14 protein-coding genes are annotated in these 16,270 nt (G+C 71.5%); 7 read left to right on the top strand and 7 right to left on the bottom strand.

Features of this window, described 5'->3' with window-relative positions; translation table 11 throughout:
* Nucleotides 1-65: 65 nt before the first annotated feature.
* On the top strand, nucleotides 66-770 hold the full coding sequence (locus ABZ027_RS20275; protein WP_356770142.1) for a GntR family transcriptional regulator: 705 nt from the start codon (nucleotides 66-68) through the stop codon (nucleotides 768-770).
* A 115-nt stretch (nucleotides 771-885) separates the two neighbouring features.
* Nucleotides 886-1,824: an aryldialkylphosphatase gene (locus ABZ027_RS20270; RefSeq protein ID WP_356770141.1), complete on the top strand. Its 939-nt coding sequence runs from the start codon at nucleotides 886-888 to the stop codon at nucleotides 1,822-1,824.
* A 126-nt stretch (nucleotides 1,825-1,950) separates the two neighbouring features.
* Here ABZ027_RS20270 and ABZ027_RS20265 read toward each other — a convergent pair whose 3' ends face one another.
* Nucleotides 1,951-3,096 (bottom strand): exo-alpha-sialidase, encoded by a 1,146-nt coding sequence (locus ABZ027_RS20265; RefSeq protein ID WP_356770139.1) that lies wholly within the window; start codon nucleotides 3,094-3,096, stop codon nucleotides 1,951-1,953.
* Between the two features lie 214 nt (nucleotides 3,097-3,310).
* Between ABZ027_RS20265 and ABZ027_RS20260 the strand changes: the two genes are divergently transcribed.
* Nucleotides 3,311-3,895: a hypothetical protein gene (locus ABZ027_RS20260; RefSeq protein WP_356770137.1), complete on the top strand. Its 585-nt coding sequence runs from the start codon at nucleotides 3,311-3,313 to the stop codon at nucleotides 3,893-3,895.
* A 184-nt stretch (nucleotides 3,896-4,079) separates the two neighbouring features.
* On the opposite strand, the gene ABZ027_RS20255 is transcribed toward ABZ027_RS20260, so the two are convergent.
* Both ABZ027_RS20255 and ABZ027_RS20250 read right to left on the bottom strand, forming a co-directional pair.
* Nucleotides 4,080-6,191, bottom strand: coding sequence for a HEAT repeat domain-containing protein (locus tag ABZ027_RS20255; RefSeq protein WP_356770135.1), 2,112 nt, complete (start codon nucleotides 6,189-6,191; stop codon nucleotides 4,080-4,082).
* Between the two features lie 120 nt (nucleotides 6,192-6,311).
* Complete coding sequence (locus ABZ027_RS20250) at nucleotides 6,312-7,967, bottom strand: acyl-CoA dehydrogenase family protein (protein ID WP_356770133.1); 1,656 nt, start codon at nucleotides 7,965-7,967, stop codon at nucleotides 6,312-6,314.
* A 71-nt stretch (nucleotides 7,968-8,038) separates the two neighbouring features.
* On the opposite strand from ABZ027_RS20250, the gene ABZ027_RS20245 reads away from it, so the two are divergent.
* Entirely contained in the window at nucleotides 8,039-8,806 is a 768-nt protein-coding gene (locus ABZ027_RS20245; RefSeq protein ID WP_356770131.1) for a PaaX family transcriptional regulator C-terminal domain-containing protein, read from the top strand.
* Nucleotides 8,807-8,897: 91 nt separating this feature from the next.
* On the opposite strand, the gene ABZ027_RS20240 is transcribed toward ABZ027_RS20245, so the two are convergent.
* Nucleotides 8,898-9,707 carry a pectate lyase gene (locus tag ABZ027_RS20240; RefSeq protein WP_356770129.1) on the bottom strand — a complete coding sequence of 270 codons (810 nt, stop codon included), beginning with the start codon at nucleotides 9,705-9,707 and terminating at the stop codon, nucleotides 8,898-8,900.
* Nucleotides 9,708-10,357: 650 nt separating this feature from the next.
* Between ABZ027_RS20240 and ABZ027_RS20235 the strand changes: the two genes are divergently transcribed.
* The gene (locus tag ABZ027_RS20235) at nucleotides 10,358-11,665 is read left to right on the top strand and encodes a PHB depolymerase family esterase (RefSeq protein WP_356770127.1); all 1,308 of its coding nucleotides are present in this window, start codon (nucleotides 10,358-10,360) and stop codon (nucleotides 11,663-11,665) included.
* 73 nt (nucleotides 11,666-11,738) lie between these two features.
* Here the strand turns inward: ABZ027_RS20235 and ABZ027_RS20230 are convergent, their stop codons facing one another.
* On the bottom strand, nucleotides 11,739-12,818 hold the full coding sequence (locus tag ABZ027_RS20230; RefSeq protein ID WP_356770125.1) for an NADH:flavin oxidoreductase/NADH oxidase: 1,080 nt from the start codon (nucleotides 12,816-12,818) through the stop codon (nucleotides 11,739-11,741).
* A gap of 123 nt (nucleotides 12,819-12,941) precedes the next feature.
* Between ABZ027_RS20230 and ABZ027_RS20225 the strand changes: the two genes are divergently transcribed.
* Entirely contained in the window at nucleotides 12,942-13,292 is a 351-nt protein-coding gene (locus ABZ027_RS20225; RefSeq protein ID WP_356770123.1) for a helix-turn-helix transcriptional regulator, read from the top strand.
* Nucleotides 13,293-13,443: 151 nt separating this feature from the next.
* On the opposite strand, the gene ABZ027_RS20220 is transcribed toward ABZ027_RS20225, so the two are convergent.
* Nucleotides 13,444-14,790, bottom strand: a complete 1,347-nt coding sequence (locus tag ABZ027_RS20220; RefSeq protein ID WP_356770122.1) for an FAD-dependent oxidoreductase — start codon at nucleotides 14,788-14,790, stop codon at nucleotides 13,444-13,446.
* 195 nt (nucleotides 14,791-14,985) lie between these two features.
* Between ABZ027_RS20220 and ABZ027_RS20215 the strand changes: the two genes are divergently transcribed.
* Nucleotides 14,986-15,444 (top strand): DUF6214 family protein, encoded by a 459-nt coding sequence (locus tag ABZ027_RS20215; RefSeq protein WP_356770119.1) that lies wholly within the window; start codon nucleotides 14,986-14,988, stop codon nucleotides 15,442-15,444.
* A 24-nt stretch (nucleotides 15,445-15,468) separates the two neighbouring features.
* Here the strand turns inward: ABZ027_RS20215 and ABZ027_RS20210 are convergent, their stop codons facing one another.
* Nucleotides 15,469-16,122 (bottom strand): DUF305 domain-containing protein, encoded by a 654-nt coding sequence (locus tag ABZ027_RS20210; protein ID WP_356770117.1) that lies wholly within the window; start codon nucleotides 16,120-16,122, stop codon nucleotides 15,469-15,471.
* Nucleotides 16,123-16,270: the final 148 nt, after the last annotated feature.

The raw sequence follows: 16,270 nt of genomic DNA, 5'->3' as shown, positions 1-16,270 counted from the left end.
GGTGACGGCCTATGCTGCGTGGGGCATACCGGTATAGACACTGGTCCCGGACAAGGGAGGAAGCCGTGGCTCGGCGGCCCATGCCCCGACATGAAGCAGTCGAACGGCACATTCGCAGCCGTATCGCGGGACTGAACCCCGGAGACCAGATCGAGTCCGACGCGGAACTGTGCGATCTGTTCCAGGTCAGCCGGATGACGGTCAGGCAGGCGACCCAGCGACTGGTCGCCGAAGGCGTGATCTACCGGATCTCCGGCGTCGGCACCTTCGTCGGGGAACCACAGGTCCACCGCCAGATGGGCCAACTGCGCTCCTTCACCGAGGAGATGGCCCTGCGCGGCATGACGGTGTCGTCGACCGTCCTGGCGAGTGAACTGCGCGTGGGCAGTCAGGAGGAGATCACCGCGCTCAGGCTCGCGCCCCAGTCCAACGTGGTGCACGTACGACGGCTGCGGCTGGCCGACGACCAGCCGATGGCGATCGAGAACGTCGTCCTGCCACCGTCCTGCGCCTGGCTACTGGGCGAGGATCTGGCCCATGGCTCGCTCCACCAGGCGCTCACGGACAAGGGTTTCGCCCCCACTCGTGCGACCGGAACGCAGATCGCGGCCATCGCCACCGAGGACGACGCCACCCTCCTGGACCTGCCCGTCGGCGCGCCCATCTTCGTCGAGCGCCGACTGATCACCACCGCCGACGGCACACCCGTAGAACTCACCGAATCTCGCTACGCGGGTTCCCGGTTCGTGTTCCACATCGAACTCGCCTAGGAGCAGCTGCCGGACTTCCGCGCCCGGCACACGCCCCCAAGTCTCCGACCGCCGGTCGCGTGGCGGACCCCCTCGCAGGGGCCGGAGAGGGCGGCACCCGGAAGGAGAAACAGCCTTGCCTGTCGTCGAGACCGTTTTGGGTCCTGTCGCCGCTCACGAACTCGGCGAGGTGGATGCTCACGAGCACGTCTTCCTGCGCACCCCTGTCAACCCGGGGGACGAGTTCCTCGACGCCGACAAGGCGGTGGCCGAGCTCCACCGTGTCGCGGCGAGCGGCATGCATACCGTCGTCGACCTGACACCGGTTGGCCTGGGACGCCACCCACGCCAACTCGCCGAGGTCTCCCGCAGAAGCGGGATCCATGTGGTCGCCGCGACCGGGTTCCACCGCAGCGCGCACTATCCGGTCGCCCACTGGGCGCGTCGTGCCGACGACGCGACGCTTCTCGACGTACTCCTGGACGACCTGCGGGTTGGCATGGACAGTCACGACTGGGACTTCCCACGCCCCGATCCCAGCCCCCACAAGGCGGGCATCATCAAACTCGGAGCCTCCTACCACCGGATCGACCGCCACGAGGAGCGCTGGTTCGCCGCGGGAGCGGCGGCGGCCCGGAGCACGGGAGTTGCCGTGGCGGTGCACACCGAGATCGGGACCGCCGCGCACGCCGCTCTGGACCTCCTGGACAAGCACGGTGTCCCGGCCGGACGGGTCCTGCTCGCCCACACCGACCGCAACCCCGATCCTGAGCTCCACCTCGATCTGATCGCCCGGGGCGCCTACCTCGTCTACGACACGATCGGGCGGATCAAGTACCGGCCGGACTCGGTTGTCCTCGACCTCGTCGAGCGGGTGGCCGAGGCCGGCAAGCTGGGCCAGATCTGTTTGGGGACAGACGTCGGACGCAAGTCCTCGCTCAGCGCCTACGGCGGCGGGCCGGGCATGGACGTGCTCGGCAGGGACTTCGTCCCGCGGCTGCGCCGGCGCCTGGGACACGAGGCGGTCGAGACCGTGCTGCGGTACGCACCCCAGGCACTGCTGGCCAAGGCCTGACGGTGCCTGGAGCGAACCGGCCCGAGCCCAAGCTCGACCTTTGAGGGCCTCGGGCGGCCAGGCGAGCCGGGGGAGTCCCTCCACCGGTATCCGGCATCCGTAAGCCGACCGGTAACCGCCGCGGGCTCATGCGACCACCGCGGCCCGCACGCACAGCACGTCCGGCAGATGCGATGCCAGCTGCCGCCAGCTGTCGCCGTCGTCGGCGGACGCGAACACCTCGCCGTTGCGGTTGCCGAAGTACACGCCGGCGGGGTCGGCGTCGTCCGTGCACAGGGCGTCCCGCAGCACCGTGCCGTAGTGGTCCTCCTGGGGCAGGCCCGCCGTCAGCGGCTCCCAGCTTTGGCCCGCGTCCGCGGTCCGGAAGACCCGGCAGCGACGGTCGGCCGGCACTCGGTCGGCGTCGGCGTTGATCGGGAACACGTACGCCGTGTCGCCGCGCCGGGGGTGGGCCGCCGCCGCGAAGCCGAACGTGGACGGCAGGCCCTCGCCGATGTCCGTCCAGTGCGTGCCCGCGTCGTCACTGCGATACACGCCCCAGTGGTTCTGCAGGTACAGCCGGTCCGGGTCCGCCGCGTCCCGGGCGACCTTGTGCACGCACTGGCCGAACTCCGGGTCCGGGTCCGGCAGGAACACCGCGGAGACGCCGGAGTTGGACGGCTCCCAGCTCGCGCCGCCGTCCTTCGTGCGGAACACCCCGGCCGTCGACACGGCCACCGTCACCGCGCGCGGATCCCGTCTGTCGGTGAGCACGGTGTGCAGGCCCTCTCCGCCGCCGCCCGGCACCCACTTGGACCGCGTCGGATGCTCCCACAGGGGGCGCACCAGCTCGAAGCTCTCGCCACGGTCCTCGGAGCGGTACAGCGCGGCCGGTTCCGTGCCCGCGTACACCACGTCCGGCTCCGCGGCCGCCGGGTGAAGCTGCCAGACGCGCTCCAACGAGGCCTTCGTGTCCTGCGGGAACTTCACGGCGGGCTGTGCCGGTTCGGTCCAGGTCCGGCCCAGGTCGTCGGAGTGGAACACGGAGGGGCCCCAGTGCGCGCTGTCCCCGCCGGCCAGCAGCCGAGCACGGTCCCCTCGCGTGTCGATGGCGACCGAGTACACCGCCTGCGCGTTGAAATAGGGGCTTTCGTCGAACTCCCAGGCACCGCCGTCCCGCCTGCGCCCGATGAACAGGCCTTTGCGTGTGCCCACGGCGAGCAGTACTTCGGTCATGCCGATCACCTCCGCGACGTCTTTGTCCCAGACACCCGCCAGTCTGCACCCCACCACTGACAGTCACCCCCGCACACGCATCACCGCAGGTCACCGCGGCGATGACAACCGGGTGGCGCGGCCTGTGGGGCCGCCGCGCGGACGAGGTCGCCCACGAACAGGGAGGCGTGCGCCCGCCGAATCGGGAAACCCGCCGTGAGCATCCAGGACGCGGCTCCCGTATGGGAGGGCGGTCCGGCATGTTCGAGCGTTCTTGAGGAGGATGCCTGCGATGGCGTTCCGTGGTCCGAAGGTGTGGCTGTGGCGCTGGCGGCGCAATCCGCTCAAGCGCCGTGCCGACGCGGTGGAGGCGTGGGTCGTTCTCGGTGCCTGGGCGCTCACCGTCCTCGCCGGCGTACTCGCCGGTCTGGGTGTCGCCCGGACCGTCGAGCACGGCCTGGCCCGGGAACGTGTCGAGTGGCGTCCCGTCGTGGCGCACCTCACCGAACAGGCACCGGGGACGGCGGCCTCGCGCTCCAGGACGTCAAGTGGCGACCAGGTGTGGGCCAAGGTGCGCTGGACGGTGCGGGACGGCTCCGCGCACACCGGGCAGGCCCGGGTCGACCCCGGCAGCGCCTACGGGACCCCGGTCACGGTCTGGACGGATCCGCAGGGGCGGCTGGTGACGAAGCCCGCCTCCGTCGCCGAGGCCCGACTGCGGGCCGCCATGATCGGCGGCCTGCTGGGCGTCGGCGCCGGCGTCGTGCCCTTCGTCGGCGGGCGGGTGCTGCGCGGCCGCATGGAACGGCGCCGCATGGAGCAGTGGGACGCCGAGTGGGCACGCTTCGGCCCTCTGTGGGGACGCACGACGGGCTGACGGCGGGAACGGTCACACGGCGCCCGCGACTCGCCCGGCGTCCGTGCGTCCGTGCGTCCGTGCGTCCGTGCGTCCGTGTGTCCGTGTGTCCGTGGTTCCGCCGGCGCCCGAGCCACAGGGCACCCCAGGACACGACACGCCCCTGCCCGGTACGGCATGACACGGACACACAGGACACCCCTGGTCACACAGGACGACACCCCTGGCCCACCAGCACCTCCCGGCACAGCGCCAGCAGCCGCTCGTCCTTCAGGATGTCGTGGGCGCCGTAGCCCCCGGGCAGCGCCAGATGGCGTCGTCGTGAGGACAGTTCGGCCGCCGGCAGGTCCCGGAGGGGTGTGGCGGTCGGCCCCATCTCGACCAGGCACTCGGCGACCGTGCCGCGCGTGTGCGGATGGTGCGTCCAGGCCGACCGCAGCACCGGAAGGACGGGTGCGGGGTCCGCGTCGATCCGCCACAGGGCGCGCGCGGCCGTCACCCGGTCCCAAGGGTGGCCGGACTCCGTTCGGCGGCGCAACGAGGCCGGTGCCGGACGGGCCGCCGGGCCCATCCGCGCCAGCACCTCCGCGGCCGCCCGTCGACGACGGTGATCCCTTCCCTCCAACTCCCGCAGCAGGAGAGGGCGTACGACGGAGGCGTCCGCTGTCACCATCCACAACGCACCCGCCGCCGCGATCGCGTGCTCGGTGTCGAGCAGCCGCCGCAGCACGGGTATCGCCTCCCGCGCCGCGGGCCCGAACGCGCCCAGAACGCCGACCACCTCCCGCACATGCGCGTCGGCCGGACACAACCCGGCGGACGCCGTACCGCGCACCAGGCGCATCACCTCCGGCAGGGCCTCCTGATCGCCCAGGGCGAGCACCGCCGACAGCAGGGGAGCGGCCAGGGCCGGACCCGCGGGCGAGTCGAGGTGTATGTCGCCGAGCCTGCGCCGCACCGCCGGCGCGAGTGCGGCGGCCGCCCCGCCGAGATGGCCGACCGCCTGCCCCAGATCACCGGGTACGACCGGCCCCGCCAGAACCTCGGCCAGCACCGGCACCGCCCGTGGATCCCCGCTCCTGGCGAGGGCCCTGATCGGACCGCCGAGCAGGGGCCTGTCACGAGGCCACCGGCGAACCCACAGGTCGGAGCGGGAGGCCACCAGCGCGGCGAGCGGGTCGGCGGCGGGTGCGGCCAGGCCGAACAGATCGGTGAGGACCGACACCGCCGCGTCGGGCGCCCTGCCCTCCACCGCGCCCAGTTGGTCTCCGATCAGTGCCACGAGCCCCGCGTGGTCGCCCCGCCATTCGCGCAGCACTCCGGCGGCCATCCACAGGGCGTTGCACCGGTCAGTAGGGTCCGGGCTGGTCAACTGCCCTTCGAGGAGGGCGGTCCGGTCGGCCACCCGGTCGTCCAGCGCGGCGTGGACCGAGCGCAGCAGCCGCGAGCCCTCCTCGTCCGACGGCCACAGCCGCCACAGGCGGCCGACGAGCGTGTCCTTGCCGGGACGTCCGTCCTCCGCCCGCCGGGCGCTCCGCCGCGCCGACCGCTCCCTGAGCAGCCGCACCGCGAGAGGCACCGGGTCCGCCGGGGCCCGGACGGGCGCGCAGCCCATGAGCTGGCCCAGAGCCGCGAGCCGCAGCCCCGGCCCGTTCGGCGGCGCGCTGCGCGCCACCAGCAGCTCCAGCGCCCCGTCGGCGTGCGCGGGGTGCCGTCGTACGAACAGACCGAGGCTCTCGGCGAGGGCGATCTGGACCCGCTCGTCCCTCTCCACGCTGATCCGCTCCCGCAACAGCGCCAGAACCCGGGCCGGTTCGTCGAGGAAGCGTACGAGCGCGCTCGCGGCCGCCCCGCGCACCGAAGCGTCCGCGTCCCCGGCCAGCCGGACGAACGCCTCCGCGCCCGCACGGATCGCGGCCCGGGCCGAGTGACGTGCGCCGCCAGGACCGTCCGCCCCGCCGACGGTCCCCATGCCCTCACGGTCACCGCCACCCGCGCCCTGCCGTCCTGGACCCTCCTGCCCGGTGTCCTTCTCGTCGGTTCCCTCCCCTCCGATGCTCACCAGCAGTTCGACGATCCCCTCCCGTTCCGGCACGGCCTCGCTGCCGGCGAGCGTGAGCAGAAACGGAACGCAGGCGAGCGTCGCGTCGTACACGTTGCCCTGGTGGTGCAGCGCCCCGTACATCCGGTCCAGGGCGCCCTCCCGCTCGGTCCGGTCCGGAGAGGCCAGCCCCCGCAGCAATCCGGGCACGTCCTCCGCGCTGCCGCACGCATGCCGCAGCGCGGCCCAGTCGACCTCGTCGATCCCCGTGAACACGTTGTCCTCCTCCGGCGAAGTACCAACTGATCGTGAGTCTGCACCACCGGACTGACAACCAAGCGGAATCGGGAGGTGACAATGTGCGAACCGACGAAAGTGGTCCCGTCGGGCGGGGATTCAGTGCCCCGGGGGCAGCGCGCGCGCCCAGATCGCGTCCAGGTCGGCGGATGCGGGAAGGGTGCCGAAGGCGTGTCCCCAGTCGCCGCCGAGGCGGGTCGCGCAGAACGCGTCGGCCACGGCGGGAGGGGCGTGCCGGACCAGGAGGGAGGCCTGCAGGACCAGGGCCATCCGCTCCACCAGCCGCCGCGCCCCCAGTTCGGAGACCTCCGCCAACTGCCCCTTCAGCCCGTCCGCCGCGGTGTCCAGCCGGGCGTCCGCACCCCGCGCCAGGGCGAGTTCGCCGAAGAAGGCCTCGGTGGCCCCGGACTCCCGCCGCAACGCCCGCAGCACATCGAGCGCGTTGACGTTCCCCGAGCCCTCCCAGATCGACAGCAGGGGAGCCTCGCGGTAGTGCCGCGGCATGCCCGACTCCTCGACGTAGCCGTTGCCGCCGAGGCACTCCAGGGCCTCCGCGGTGAAGGCCGGGCCCCGCTTGGTGACCCAGTACTTGCCGACCGCGGTCGCGATCCGGCGGAACGCGGCCTCACCGGCATCGCCGCGCACCGCGCGGTCGGCCGACCCGGCCAGCCGCAGGGTGAGCGTCGTCGCGGCCTCCGACTCCAGCGCCAGATCGGCCAGCACATTGCGCATCAGCGGTTGGTCCGACAACCGTGCCCCGAACGCGCTGCGGTGGCGCACATGGTGGCCCGCCTCGACGAGGGTCTTGCGCATCAGCGTCGCCGACATCATCACGCAGTCGAGGCGCGTGCAGTTGACCATCTCGATGATGGTCTTGACGCCATGTCCCTCGGGTCCGACCAGCCAGGCCACCGTCTGGTCGAACTCGGGCTCGGAGGAGGCGTTGGACCGGTTGCCGAGCTTGTCCTTCAGCCGCTGGATGCGGAAGGTGTTGCGGCTGCCGTCGGGCAGCACCCGTGGCACCAGGAAGCACGACAGACCGCCCGGAGCCTGCGCCAGCACCAGGAACACGTCGCACATCGGCGCCGACGTGAACCACTTGTGCCCGCGCAGCGTGTACACGCCGGGTTCCGCGGTGGGCGTCGCCGCCGTGGTGTTCGTCCGTACGTCCGAGCCGCCCTGCTTCTCGGTCATCCCCATGCCCGCCAGCAGACCGCGCTTCTCAGTCGGCACCCTCAGCTCCGGCTCGTACACACGGCTGGTGAGCAGGGGCTCGTAGACCTTCGCCAGGTCCGGCTCCTTGCGCAGGGCGGGGATCGCCGCGTACGTCATCGACGTCGGACAGCCGTGCCCGGCCTCGGTGTGCCCCCATGCCAGCCCGCCCGCCGTGCGCGCCACGTGGGCGCCGGGCCGGCCGTCCGCCCAGGGCGCGCCCGCCAGCCCCTCGGCGACGGCGGCCCGCATCAGGTGATGCCAGCTCGGGTGGAAGTCGACCTCGTCGACACGGTGGCCGTACCGGTCGTGCGTGCGCAGTTCGGGCTCGTGGGCGTTGGCCAGCGTGGCCCACTCCTGGGCCTGGACGCTGCCGGCCCTGAGTCCGAGCCGCCGGACGCCCTCCTCCGCCCAGCCGGCCCCCTCCCGGCGCAGCCCCTCCAGCAGGGCGCTGTCCTCGGAGGCGTCGTACGGGGCCAGGGGAGGGGGCTGGTTGGTGACGTCGTGGGTGGCGGGTCGCTCTGGTGCGGGTATCGGGACCATGGCTCCATATTGCATTCCCACTGCGACTGTCGCAATGATGCAATACGCAGGCGCCCGTAGAGTACGTGACCATGCGGAGGAACGTGTCGGAGCAGCCCGGTGAGGTCGACCTGCGGCCGCTGTCCGCCCGCTCGGTCGTGCTGAGCCTGCTCCTGGGCGCGCATCCGCCGGAGCTCCCGGTCAAGGACCTGGTCCGTGCGGTGGCGCCGTTCGGCGTGGGGGAATCCACTGTGCGGGCCGCGCTCAGCCGGATGGTGGCCGCCGGTGACCTGCGGCGTACGGACTCCGTGCACCGCCTCAGTGAACGCCTGCTCGCCCGCCAGCTCCGTCAGGACGAGGCCGTGCGTCCTCGTACGCGCGCCTGGGGCGGCGAGTGGGAGATGGTGGTGATCACCGCGACGGGTCGCGTCCCGGCCGAACGTGCCGACCTGCGCGCCCGGCTGGCCACTCTCAGGCTCGCCGAACTGCGCGAGGGTGTCTGGCTGCGCCCCGCCAACCTGCGCCGCCCGCTCCCGGACGGTCTCGACGACGTGGGCCAGTGCTACGAGGCCCGTCCCGCCCGGCCCGCGGCGGAGCTGGCGGCGGACCTGTGGCCCCTGGACGCGTGGGCGGCCACGGCCCGGGCACTGCTCGACCACGTCACCCAGGTGGCCCGCGCGGACCGGCCCGCCGAGCGTCTCACCGCCTTCGCGGCCGTCGTACGTCATCTGCTCGCCGATCCCGTGCTGCCGCCCGAACTCCTGCCGGGCGGCTGGCCGGGCACGGAACTGCGCACCGCGTACGCGGACTACCAGGCAGAGCTGGCGGACACGGTCCCCCAGCACACCCTGCGCGCGTGACCAGACGGGTCCTCACCCCCCGCTCGCGTGGCGAGGCCGTACGAAGCGCCGTGCGGGGGCGCCTCGTACGGCCGTCCTCACCGTGCGGGGATCACTTGTAGGTGATGTCCGACGACGCGTACTTGCAGTAGGTGCCGTCGGGGTTGCTGCCGTTGGTGGTCGGTTCCTTGCCCGTGTTGTTGCCGATGTACTTCTGGCACGGGACGATCTTCTTGCTGCTGTCCCCGACGATGGTGATCTTCTTGAGGGAGGCGCTGTCGCCGTAGTTGGTGTTGATGCCGGCGAGCTTGCCTCCCTTCCAGGTCGCCTCGATGGTGTTGAGGTTGATCGTCCGCTTGTACTGCGTCGAGCAGTTGCCGCACGAGCGCACGAACGTGCCGAAGTTCTTCGCGGCGAAGTTCGAGATGTTGAGCGTGCCGGCGCCGTTGAACTGGAACACCTTGTCGCTGGCTTCCTTCGCGCCACCGCCGGAGACGGTGTACACGTTGGAGGACGAGGAGCCGAGGAACGTGGCCGCGTCCTCGCCGACGTCCTCCCACCAGACGTTCTGCAGCGTGCAACTGCCCTTGCAGTGGATGCCGTCGGCCGCCGGGGCGCCGATGATGACGTTCTTCAGGACGGCGCCGGCCGCCAGCTCCAGGATCGGACCCTGGTCCTCGTCCTGGCCGCCGCTGCCCAGGTCGCCGGCGCCGTAGAGGCGCTTCATCCCGTAGTCCTTGGTGCCGGAGACGGGGATGGTCGACGAGACCGCCTGGCTGCCGTTGGGGGTGGGCCAGGTGGCGGCGTTCGCCGGGGTGGACAGACCACCGTCTGTCATGATCATGCCAAACGATAAGCCGAGTGCGGCCAGAGTGCCGGTCAGTGCGCGCACCCGGATGCGCGGACGTGCGGACGAAGTCATGTCTCGATTCCTTCTGTGTGTGGGGGACGAGGCGTTGCCGCCGGCCGTTCCGGCGCCGAAACCCATGGGGGAGGTCTCGGTGGCGGCTTCGGCCGACTGTGGTGCGTGCACCGCGGCCACCGCCGCGAGGGCGGCCGCACCGACTGTCAGGGCGGGTCTTGGCATGTGTGTGCGTGGGGGACGAGTGCGCATGGGGGGATGCGTCCCTTCCGAGATGTCTGTTCGAGAGCCATATAGGTCATGTGCATGAATCTCGTACGTCATGGTGAACGTCACTCGGCGCGGCGTGACTGTGTGCAGCCAAGTTGGCCCGCGTTGGTCACGCTGCTGAACGGAACGTAGAGGGCAAGCGCTTTCTAGTCAACGCCTCGCGCAGACCGTATTCGGCCACCCCTGGGGGCGCCGAGAGCGAATTCTTTCGAGCCGTGGGAGCGCTTCCATGGGGCGCATGTCCATGCCACGATGCTCGGCGGAAGCTTCCGGCGGTCGCCGACGACCCCGGGGCCGACGGGTAAAGCGAACTGCCCGACTGACCCCGTCAGCCGGAGGAACCGTTCCCGCTGACCGGCGACCGCCTCCTCCACTGCCACCGACCACGTCGAAGCACCGCCGTACCACGTCCCCAGAGCCGACCAGGAAGGGACAAGGACGTGCCCACCACCCCCCGCACCATCGCGCGCAGACCGCTGCGTTCGGTACTCGTGGCGCTCCTCGGAGCGCTCGTGCCGCTGCTCGCGGCCACCGTCCTCACCGCTCCCGCGGCCACGGCCCGCCCCGCCAAGTCCGCCGCGGCCTTGACCGAGGTCACCAACTTCGGCGCCAACCCCAGCAACCTCCAGATGTACCTGTACGTGCCGGACAGCGTCACCGCGCACCCGGCGGTCGTGGTCGCCGTGCACTACTGCACCGGCTCCGGACCGGCCATGTACTCCGGCACCGAGTGGGCCTCGCTGGCCGACCGTTACGGGTTCGTGGTCGTCTACCCCTCGGTCACCCGCGCCAGCAAGTGCTTCGACGTGTCATCGCCCCAGGCCCTCAAACGGGACGGCGGCAGCGACCCCGTAGGCATCAAGTCCATGGTCGACTGGGTCACCCGCACCTACGGCGCCGACACCTCGAAGATCTTCGCCACCGGGATCTCCTCCGGCGCGATGATGACGAACGTCCTGCTGGGTGACTACCCCGACGTGTTCGCCGCGGGCGCCGCCTTCGCCGGCGTGCCGTTCGGCTGCTTCGCCACCACCAACGGTTCCGAGTGGAACAGCGAGTGCGCGAACGGCACGATCTCCCACACCCCGCAGGAGTGGGGCAACCTGGTCCGCGCCGCCTACCCCGGCTACACCGGCCCCCGGCCGAGGATGCAGACCTGGCACGGCACCGAGGACGACGTGCTGCGCTATCCCAACTTCGGCGAGCAGATCAAGGAATGGACGAACGTCCTCGGCGTCAGCCAGACCCCGGCCGCCACCGACTCACCCGTCCCCAACTGGACCCGTACCCGCTACGGCGCCACCGGTGACCGTGCCCCCGTCGAGGCGATCAGCGTCCAGGGCGTCGGCCACAACGTCTACGCCGCCGGCATGGCCGCCCGCGCGCTCACCTTCTTCGGCCTCGACAGCTCGGGTCCCGCGCCCCAGCCCCAGCCGGGTGGGTGCAGGGTGACGGCGACGACCAACGCCTGGAGCACCGGCCTCACCGGTTCGGTGACCCTGACCAACACCGGTACGACCTCGGTGAACGGCTGGAATCTCGGCTTCACCCTGCCCTCGGGCCAGACCATCACCAACGGCTGGGGCGCCACCTACGCCCCGGCGTCCGGGTCGGTCACGGCGACCAACGTCGCGTACAACGGGACGATCGCCCCGAACGCGAGCGTGACCATCGGCTATCAGGCGAACCACGCGGGCAACAGCGCGGCCCCGACGGGGTTCCAGCTGAACGGAAAGGCCTGCACGTGAACTGAGCGCGGAGCAAGGGGTGACCCCGGGCCGCAACCCGAGGTCACCCCCTTGCCGGGTCGCCTCTCCCGACTCACACGGACCGGTGGTACTGGTCCGGCACTCGCGTCTCGTCCCCCAGTTCACGCGCCGCGAGCCGCGCCCACGACGGGCTGCGGAGCAGTTCGCGCCCCAGCAGTACGGCGTCGGCCTCGTCGTTGGCCAGGATCTTCCCGGCCTGCTCGACCTCGGTGATCAGGCCGACCGCGGCGACCGGGAGCGTGGTCTCGGCCTTGACGCGGGCGGCGAAGGGGACCTGGTAGCCCGGGTCGGCGGGGATGCGGACCCCGGAGGCGTTGCCGCCGGTGGAGACGTCGAGCAGGTCGACGCCGTGTGCCTGGAGGTCGCGGGCGAGGCGGACCGTGTCGTCGGGGGTCCAGCCGCCGTCCTCCAGCCAGTCCGTCGCCGAGACGCGGAAGAACAGCGGCTTGTCGTCCGGCCACACCGCGCGCACGGCGTCGACGACCTCGAGGGCGAGACGGGTGCGGTTCTCGTAGGAGCCGCCGTAGGCGTCGGTACGGTGGTTGGAGTGCGGGGAGAGGAACTCGTTGATCAGGTACCCGTGGGCGCCGTGGATCTCGACGACCTCGAAGCCCGCGGCCAGGGCCCGACCGGCCGCGTCCGCGAACTGGCCCACGATCTGCTGGATCTGATCGACCGTCAACTCGGTCGGAACCGGGTGGTGTTCGTCGAACGCCAGGGCGCTGGGCGCCAGCGGCTGCCAGCCACCCGCCTCCGGGGCGAGGGGCGCGCCGCCCTTCCAGGGCTGGTCGGTCGCGGCCTTGCGGCCGCTGTGTGCGAGCTGGATCCCCGGCACCGTGCCCTGGGACACCAGGAAGCGGGTGATCCGGCGGAACGCCTCGACCTGGGTGTCGTTCCAGATGCCGAGGTCGTACGGGGAGATCCGGCCCTCGGGGCTGACGGCGGTCGCCTCGACCAGGATCAGTCCCGTGCCGCCGGTCGCGCGGGCCGCGTAGTGCGCGAAGTGCCAGTCGGCGGGGGCGCCGGTGTCCGGCCCCTCACAAGCCGCCGAGTACTGGCACATCGGGGCCATCCAGACCCGGTTCGGGACGGTCACGTCACGCAGGCGGAAAGGCTGGAAGAGGGCGCTCATGGGGAACGGCTCCGATCGTCACGGCGTCGATGGACGGCTCGTACGATAGGCATCGTAGTACGTCGAGTGTCAAACTACGATAGGTCTCGTACAATGAGGCTTTCCCGAGTGAGTGGAGCCGCAGTGACCACCCCCGCCGTCAGCAGCCGCGACCTCCCGCACCCGACGTGCGGGGAGATCCGGCTGGAGGCCGTGCTGCACGCGCTCTCCGACCCCATGAGGTTGCGGATCGTGCGAGAACTCGCCGCCGACGGCGACGAGCTCTCCTGTTCGCACTTCGACCTGCCCATCACCAAGTCCACGACCACCCACCACTTCCGGGTGCTGCGCGAGGCCGGGGTGATCCGGCAGATCTACCGGGGCACGGCCAAGATGAACGGCCTGCGCCGGGACGACCTGGACGACCTCTTCCCGGGCCTTGTCGACGCCCTGCTCGACGCCGCCGCGCGGCAGGCCGTCCGTGCCGAGGGCTGACCTTGCCGGGTCGGCTGCAAGGTCTGAACACGCCTGTGGGAGTGGACAGTTCGTCGAATTCGGCGGCGGGTTGTCGATCTGACCGCCGATGGTACGCGGTACCGGCGTGACTTCGAACCCGGCGACTCCCGCCCGGTGCCGACCCCGCCCGCTACCCGGTCATAGACCGCGCCGCGGTCAGCAGCGACTCCCAGTCCGGCAGCTTGGCCACGCTCCGCCCCAGCGAGGCCCCCAGCTCCGCCTCGGCCCGCTCGATCGCCTGCCACCCCGTCCACTCGACCGGCAGGATCCCCTCAGCCCGCAGGGCCGTGAGCGGATCGTCGGGGAGGTCCGCGGACAGCAGGACGGGGGCGTCCTCCAGCAACGAGGTCACCGTCTCCTTGGCGCACGGCCGGTTGGTGCCGATGACGCCTGCCGGGCCCCGCTTGATCCAGCCGGCCACGTACTCGCCGGGCGCGACCGCGCCCTCGCGCAGGACCCTGCCCGCGAGATGGGGCACCGTGCCGGTCGCCGGGTCGAACGGCAGCCCCTCCAGGGGCACTCCGCGATAGCCCACCGAGCGCAGCACCAGCTGGGCCTCGATCACCTCGAACCGGCCCGTCCCCGTCACCCCGCCCTGTCCGTCCGGCACCGTCCGCTCGAAACGCACCGCCCCCACATGTCCTTCGTCGGCGAGGAGTTCCACGGGCCGCAGGAAGAACCGCAGCCCGATCCGGCGGGCCGCGGCCGGTGCGGCGGGTGCGTTCGCCCAGCCCCGCAGAACCTCCACGTTGCGGCGCTGTGCGGCGGGCAGCGCGGTGGGGTCCTGGTAGGCCGGATCAAGTGCCAACTCACCCTGGTCCACGGCTACTTCGGTGCCCGGCAGGGTGCCCAGCTCACGCAGCTCCTTGGTGGTGAAGCGGGCCTGGGAGGGGCCGCGCCGCCCCACCATGTGAATGTCGGTCACCTGGCTCGCGGCCAGCGCGGCCAGCGGCGCCTGCGGCATGTCGGTCGGGTTCAGCTCCGCCAGACCCCGGGCCAGCATCCGGGTGACGTCCACGGCGACGTTGCCCACGCCGATGACCACCGCGGAGCGGGCTCCGACGACGAAACCGTCGGCGGCGGAATCCGGATGCGCGCTGTACCAGGACACGAACTCGGTCGCCGACCAGCTGCCCGGCAGGTCCTCTCCGGGGATCCCCAGACGCCGGTCGGTGGCGGCTCCCACGCAGTACACCACGGCGTGGTACAGCTCCTTCAGCCGGCCGGCCGGTACCCCGCCGGGGCCGACCTGGACGCCTCCGAGGAAGCGCACCCGTTCATGCTCCAGCACCATCCGCAGGGTGTTCTGCAGCGACTTGATCTTCTCGTGGTCCGGCGCCACGCCGTACCGCACCAGGCCGTACGGGCACGGGAGCCGGTCCAGGACGTCGACCAGCACCTCGGAGTCCTGCTGGACCAGGCTCTGGGCGGTGTAGCACCCGCTCGGCCCGGACCCGACGACGGCGACACGGAACACGACGGAACTCCTAACCCGAGGGATCCACAGGAGTCACTCTTCCAGGATCGCACCGGCACCGCCGCACTGACAGGGGCCGTGCGTGGTACGGGCGTGCGTGTCCGCGCGGATGGAATGTGATCATGCGGTTACGTTGCGTGTGTGCTAGAAGCATCCTTTCTTAATCTTTCTGATCGTTGTCCGGCCGACGGAACGGTGTCCGTGGGGCCCGCGTGGGAAGTGCGGGAGGACGGGGGCGTGACGTCGTGGTTCGACGTCCGGCTGGAGTTCACCGACGGCGCCGGGGTCGCCGCGCTCGCCGTGGTGTCCGAACGGGGCGTCTCGGTCGAGGACGTCCGGGCCCGGCCCGCGCTGTCGCTCGACGACCTGGCCGAGCTCGCCGACTGGATCGAGGGGCCTCTTTTCGAGGCCTGCGGCGCAGGGCCCGAGCGCGTCGCCGAGGCGGCCGGGCCGCGCCGCGCCCGTCCCGCGTGGCCGCGTGGCGTCGAGGGGCGACGGCTGGTCGCGCAGGAGTACCGCGCGGCCCAGGCGCAGGGGGACGACCCCGTCCTCGCGGTGATGTGCGCGACCGGACACAGCCGCCGCAGGTCCCTCAGGCTGATCGCGCAGGCGCGTGACGCCGGACTGCTGACACCACGCCACGCGCGGTCGTGAGCGGCGCCGTCGCCGGGCCGTGGGTCACGGCATGGCCCGCATCCGGGTGATCTCGCTGGTCTGCTGGGCGATCACGTCGTCGGCCATCTCCTCGATCCGCACGTTGTTGCCCCGCGCCTTCACGTCCGTGGCCATGGTGATAGCGCCCTCGTGATGGGTGATCATCAGAGTGAGGAAGAGCTGGTCGAAGGCCTCACCCCGGGCGGCCCGCAACTTCTTCAGCTGTGCCTCGGTCGCCATGCCGGGCATCACGGTGTGCTCGTGCCCGCCCCCCTTCTCGTCCTCACCGTGCTCGGTCAGCCAGCCCCGCATACTGGTGATCTCCGGCCCCTGTGCGGCGGCGATCCGCTCGGCGAGCGCCTTGACCTTCGTCGACCGTGCGCGCTTCGGGGCCAGTTCGGTCATCTCCAGTGCCTGGGTGTGATGCTCGATCATCATGCGGGCATAGCCGACGTCCGCCGTGTTCGGGGTGTCGTCGTCGACGCGCTGGGCCTGCGCGTCCTCGGCGGACATCGTGCGATTCGCCTCGCCGGGCTTGCCGGGCACCAGCACCGAGGGGGCGCTCTCCGCGGCCGGCTTCGGGTCCGGACCGGAGTCACAGGCCCCGAGTAAGAGAACGGACAGGGCGACCAGTGCGGTCGTGGCGAGGGGTGCGCGCGACGGACGGCGGAACGGCACAACGACCTCCTGTGTCAGGCGGGATGAGGGGCACCTCGTGCGTGCTGATGACCGTCCTAGCACGCTTGAGCGCATCACTGATCGAAAACCTTCATTACAGGCTCGTTGCCCACTGTTGATATGGGCATGGCTAAGACGATACTTCGGG

This window comes from Streptomyces sp. NPDC006332 (assembly GCF_040612855.1).
In the GTDB taxonomy this organism is placed as follows: Bacteria; Actinomycetota; Actinomycetes; order Streptomycetales; family Streptomycetaceae; genus Streptomyces.
This window is presented reverse-complemented; position numbering and strand designations above follow the sequence as displayed.

Bases quoted from the DNA above. Each gene is read 5' to 3' on its own strand.
- ABZ027_RS20260 (WP_356770137.1), top strand. From the start codon at position 3,311: ATGGCGTTCCGTGGTCCGAAGGTGTGGCTGTGGCGCTGGCGGCGCAAT.
- ABZ027_RS20250 (WP_356770133.1), bottom strand. From the start codon at position 7,967: ATGGTCCCGATACCCGCACCAGAGCGACCCGCCACCCACGACGTCACC.
- ABZ027_RS20245 (WP_356770131.1), top strand. From the start codon at position 8,039: ATGCGGAGGAACGTGTCGGAGCAGCCCGGTGAGGTCGACCTGCGGCCG.
- ABZ027_RS20240 (WP_356770129.1), bottom strand. From the start codon at position 9,707: ATGACTTCGTCCGCACGTCCGCGCATCCGGGTGCGCGCACTGACCGGC.
- ABZ027_RS20230 (WP_356770125.1), bottom strand. From the start codon at position 12,818: ATGAGCGCCCTCTTCCAGCCTTTCCGCCTGCGTGACGTGACCGTCCCG.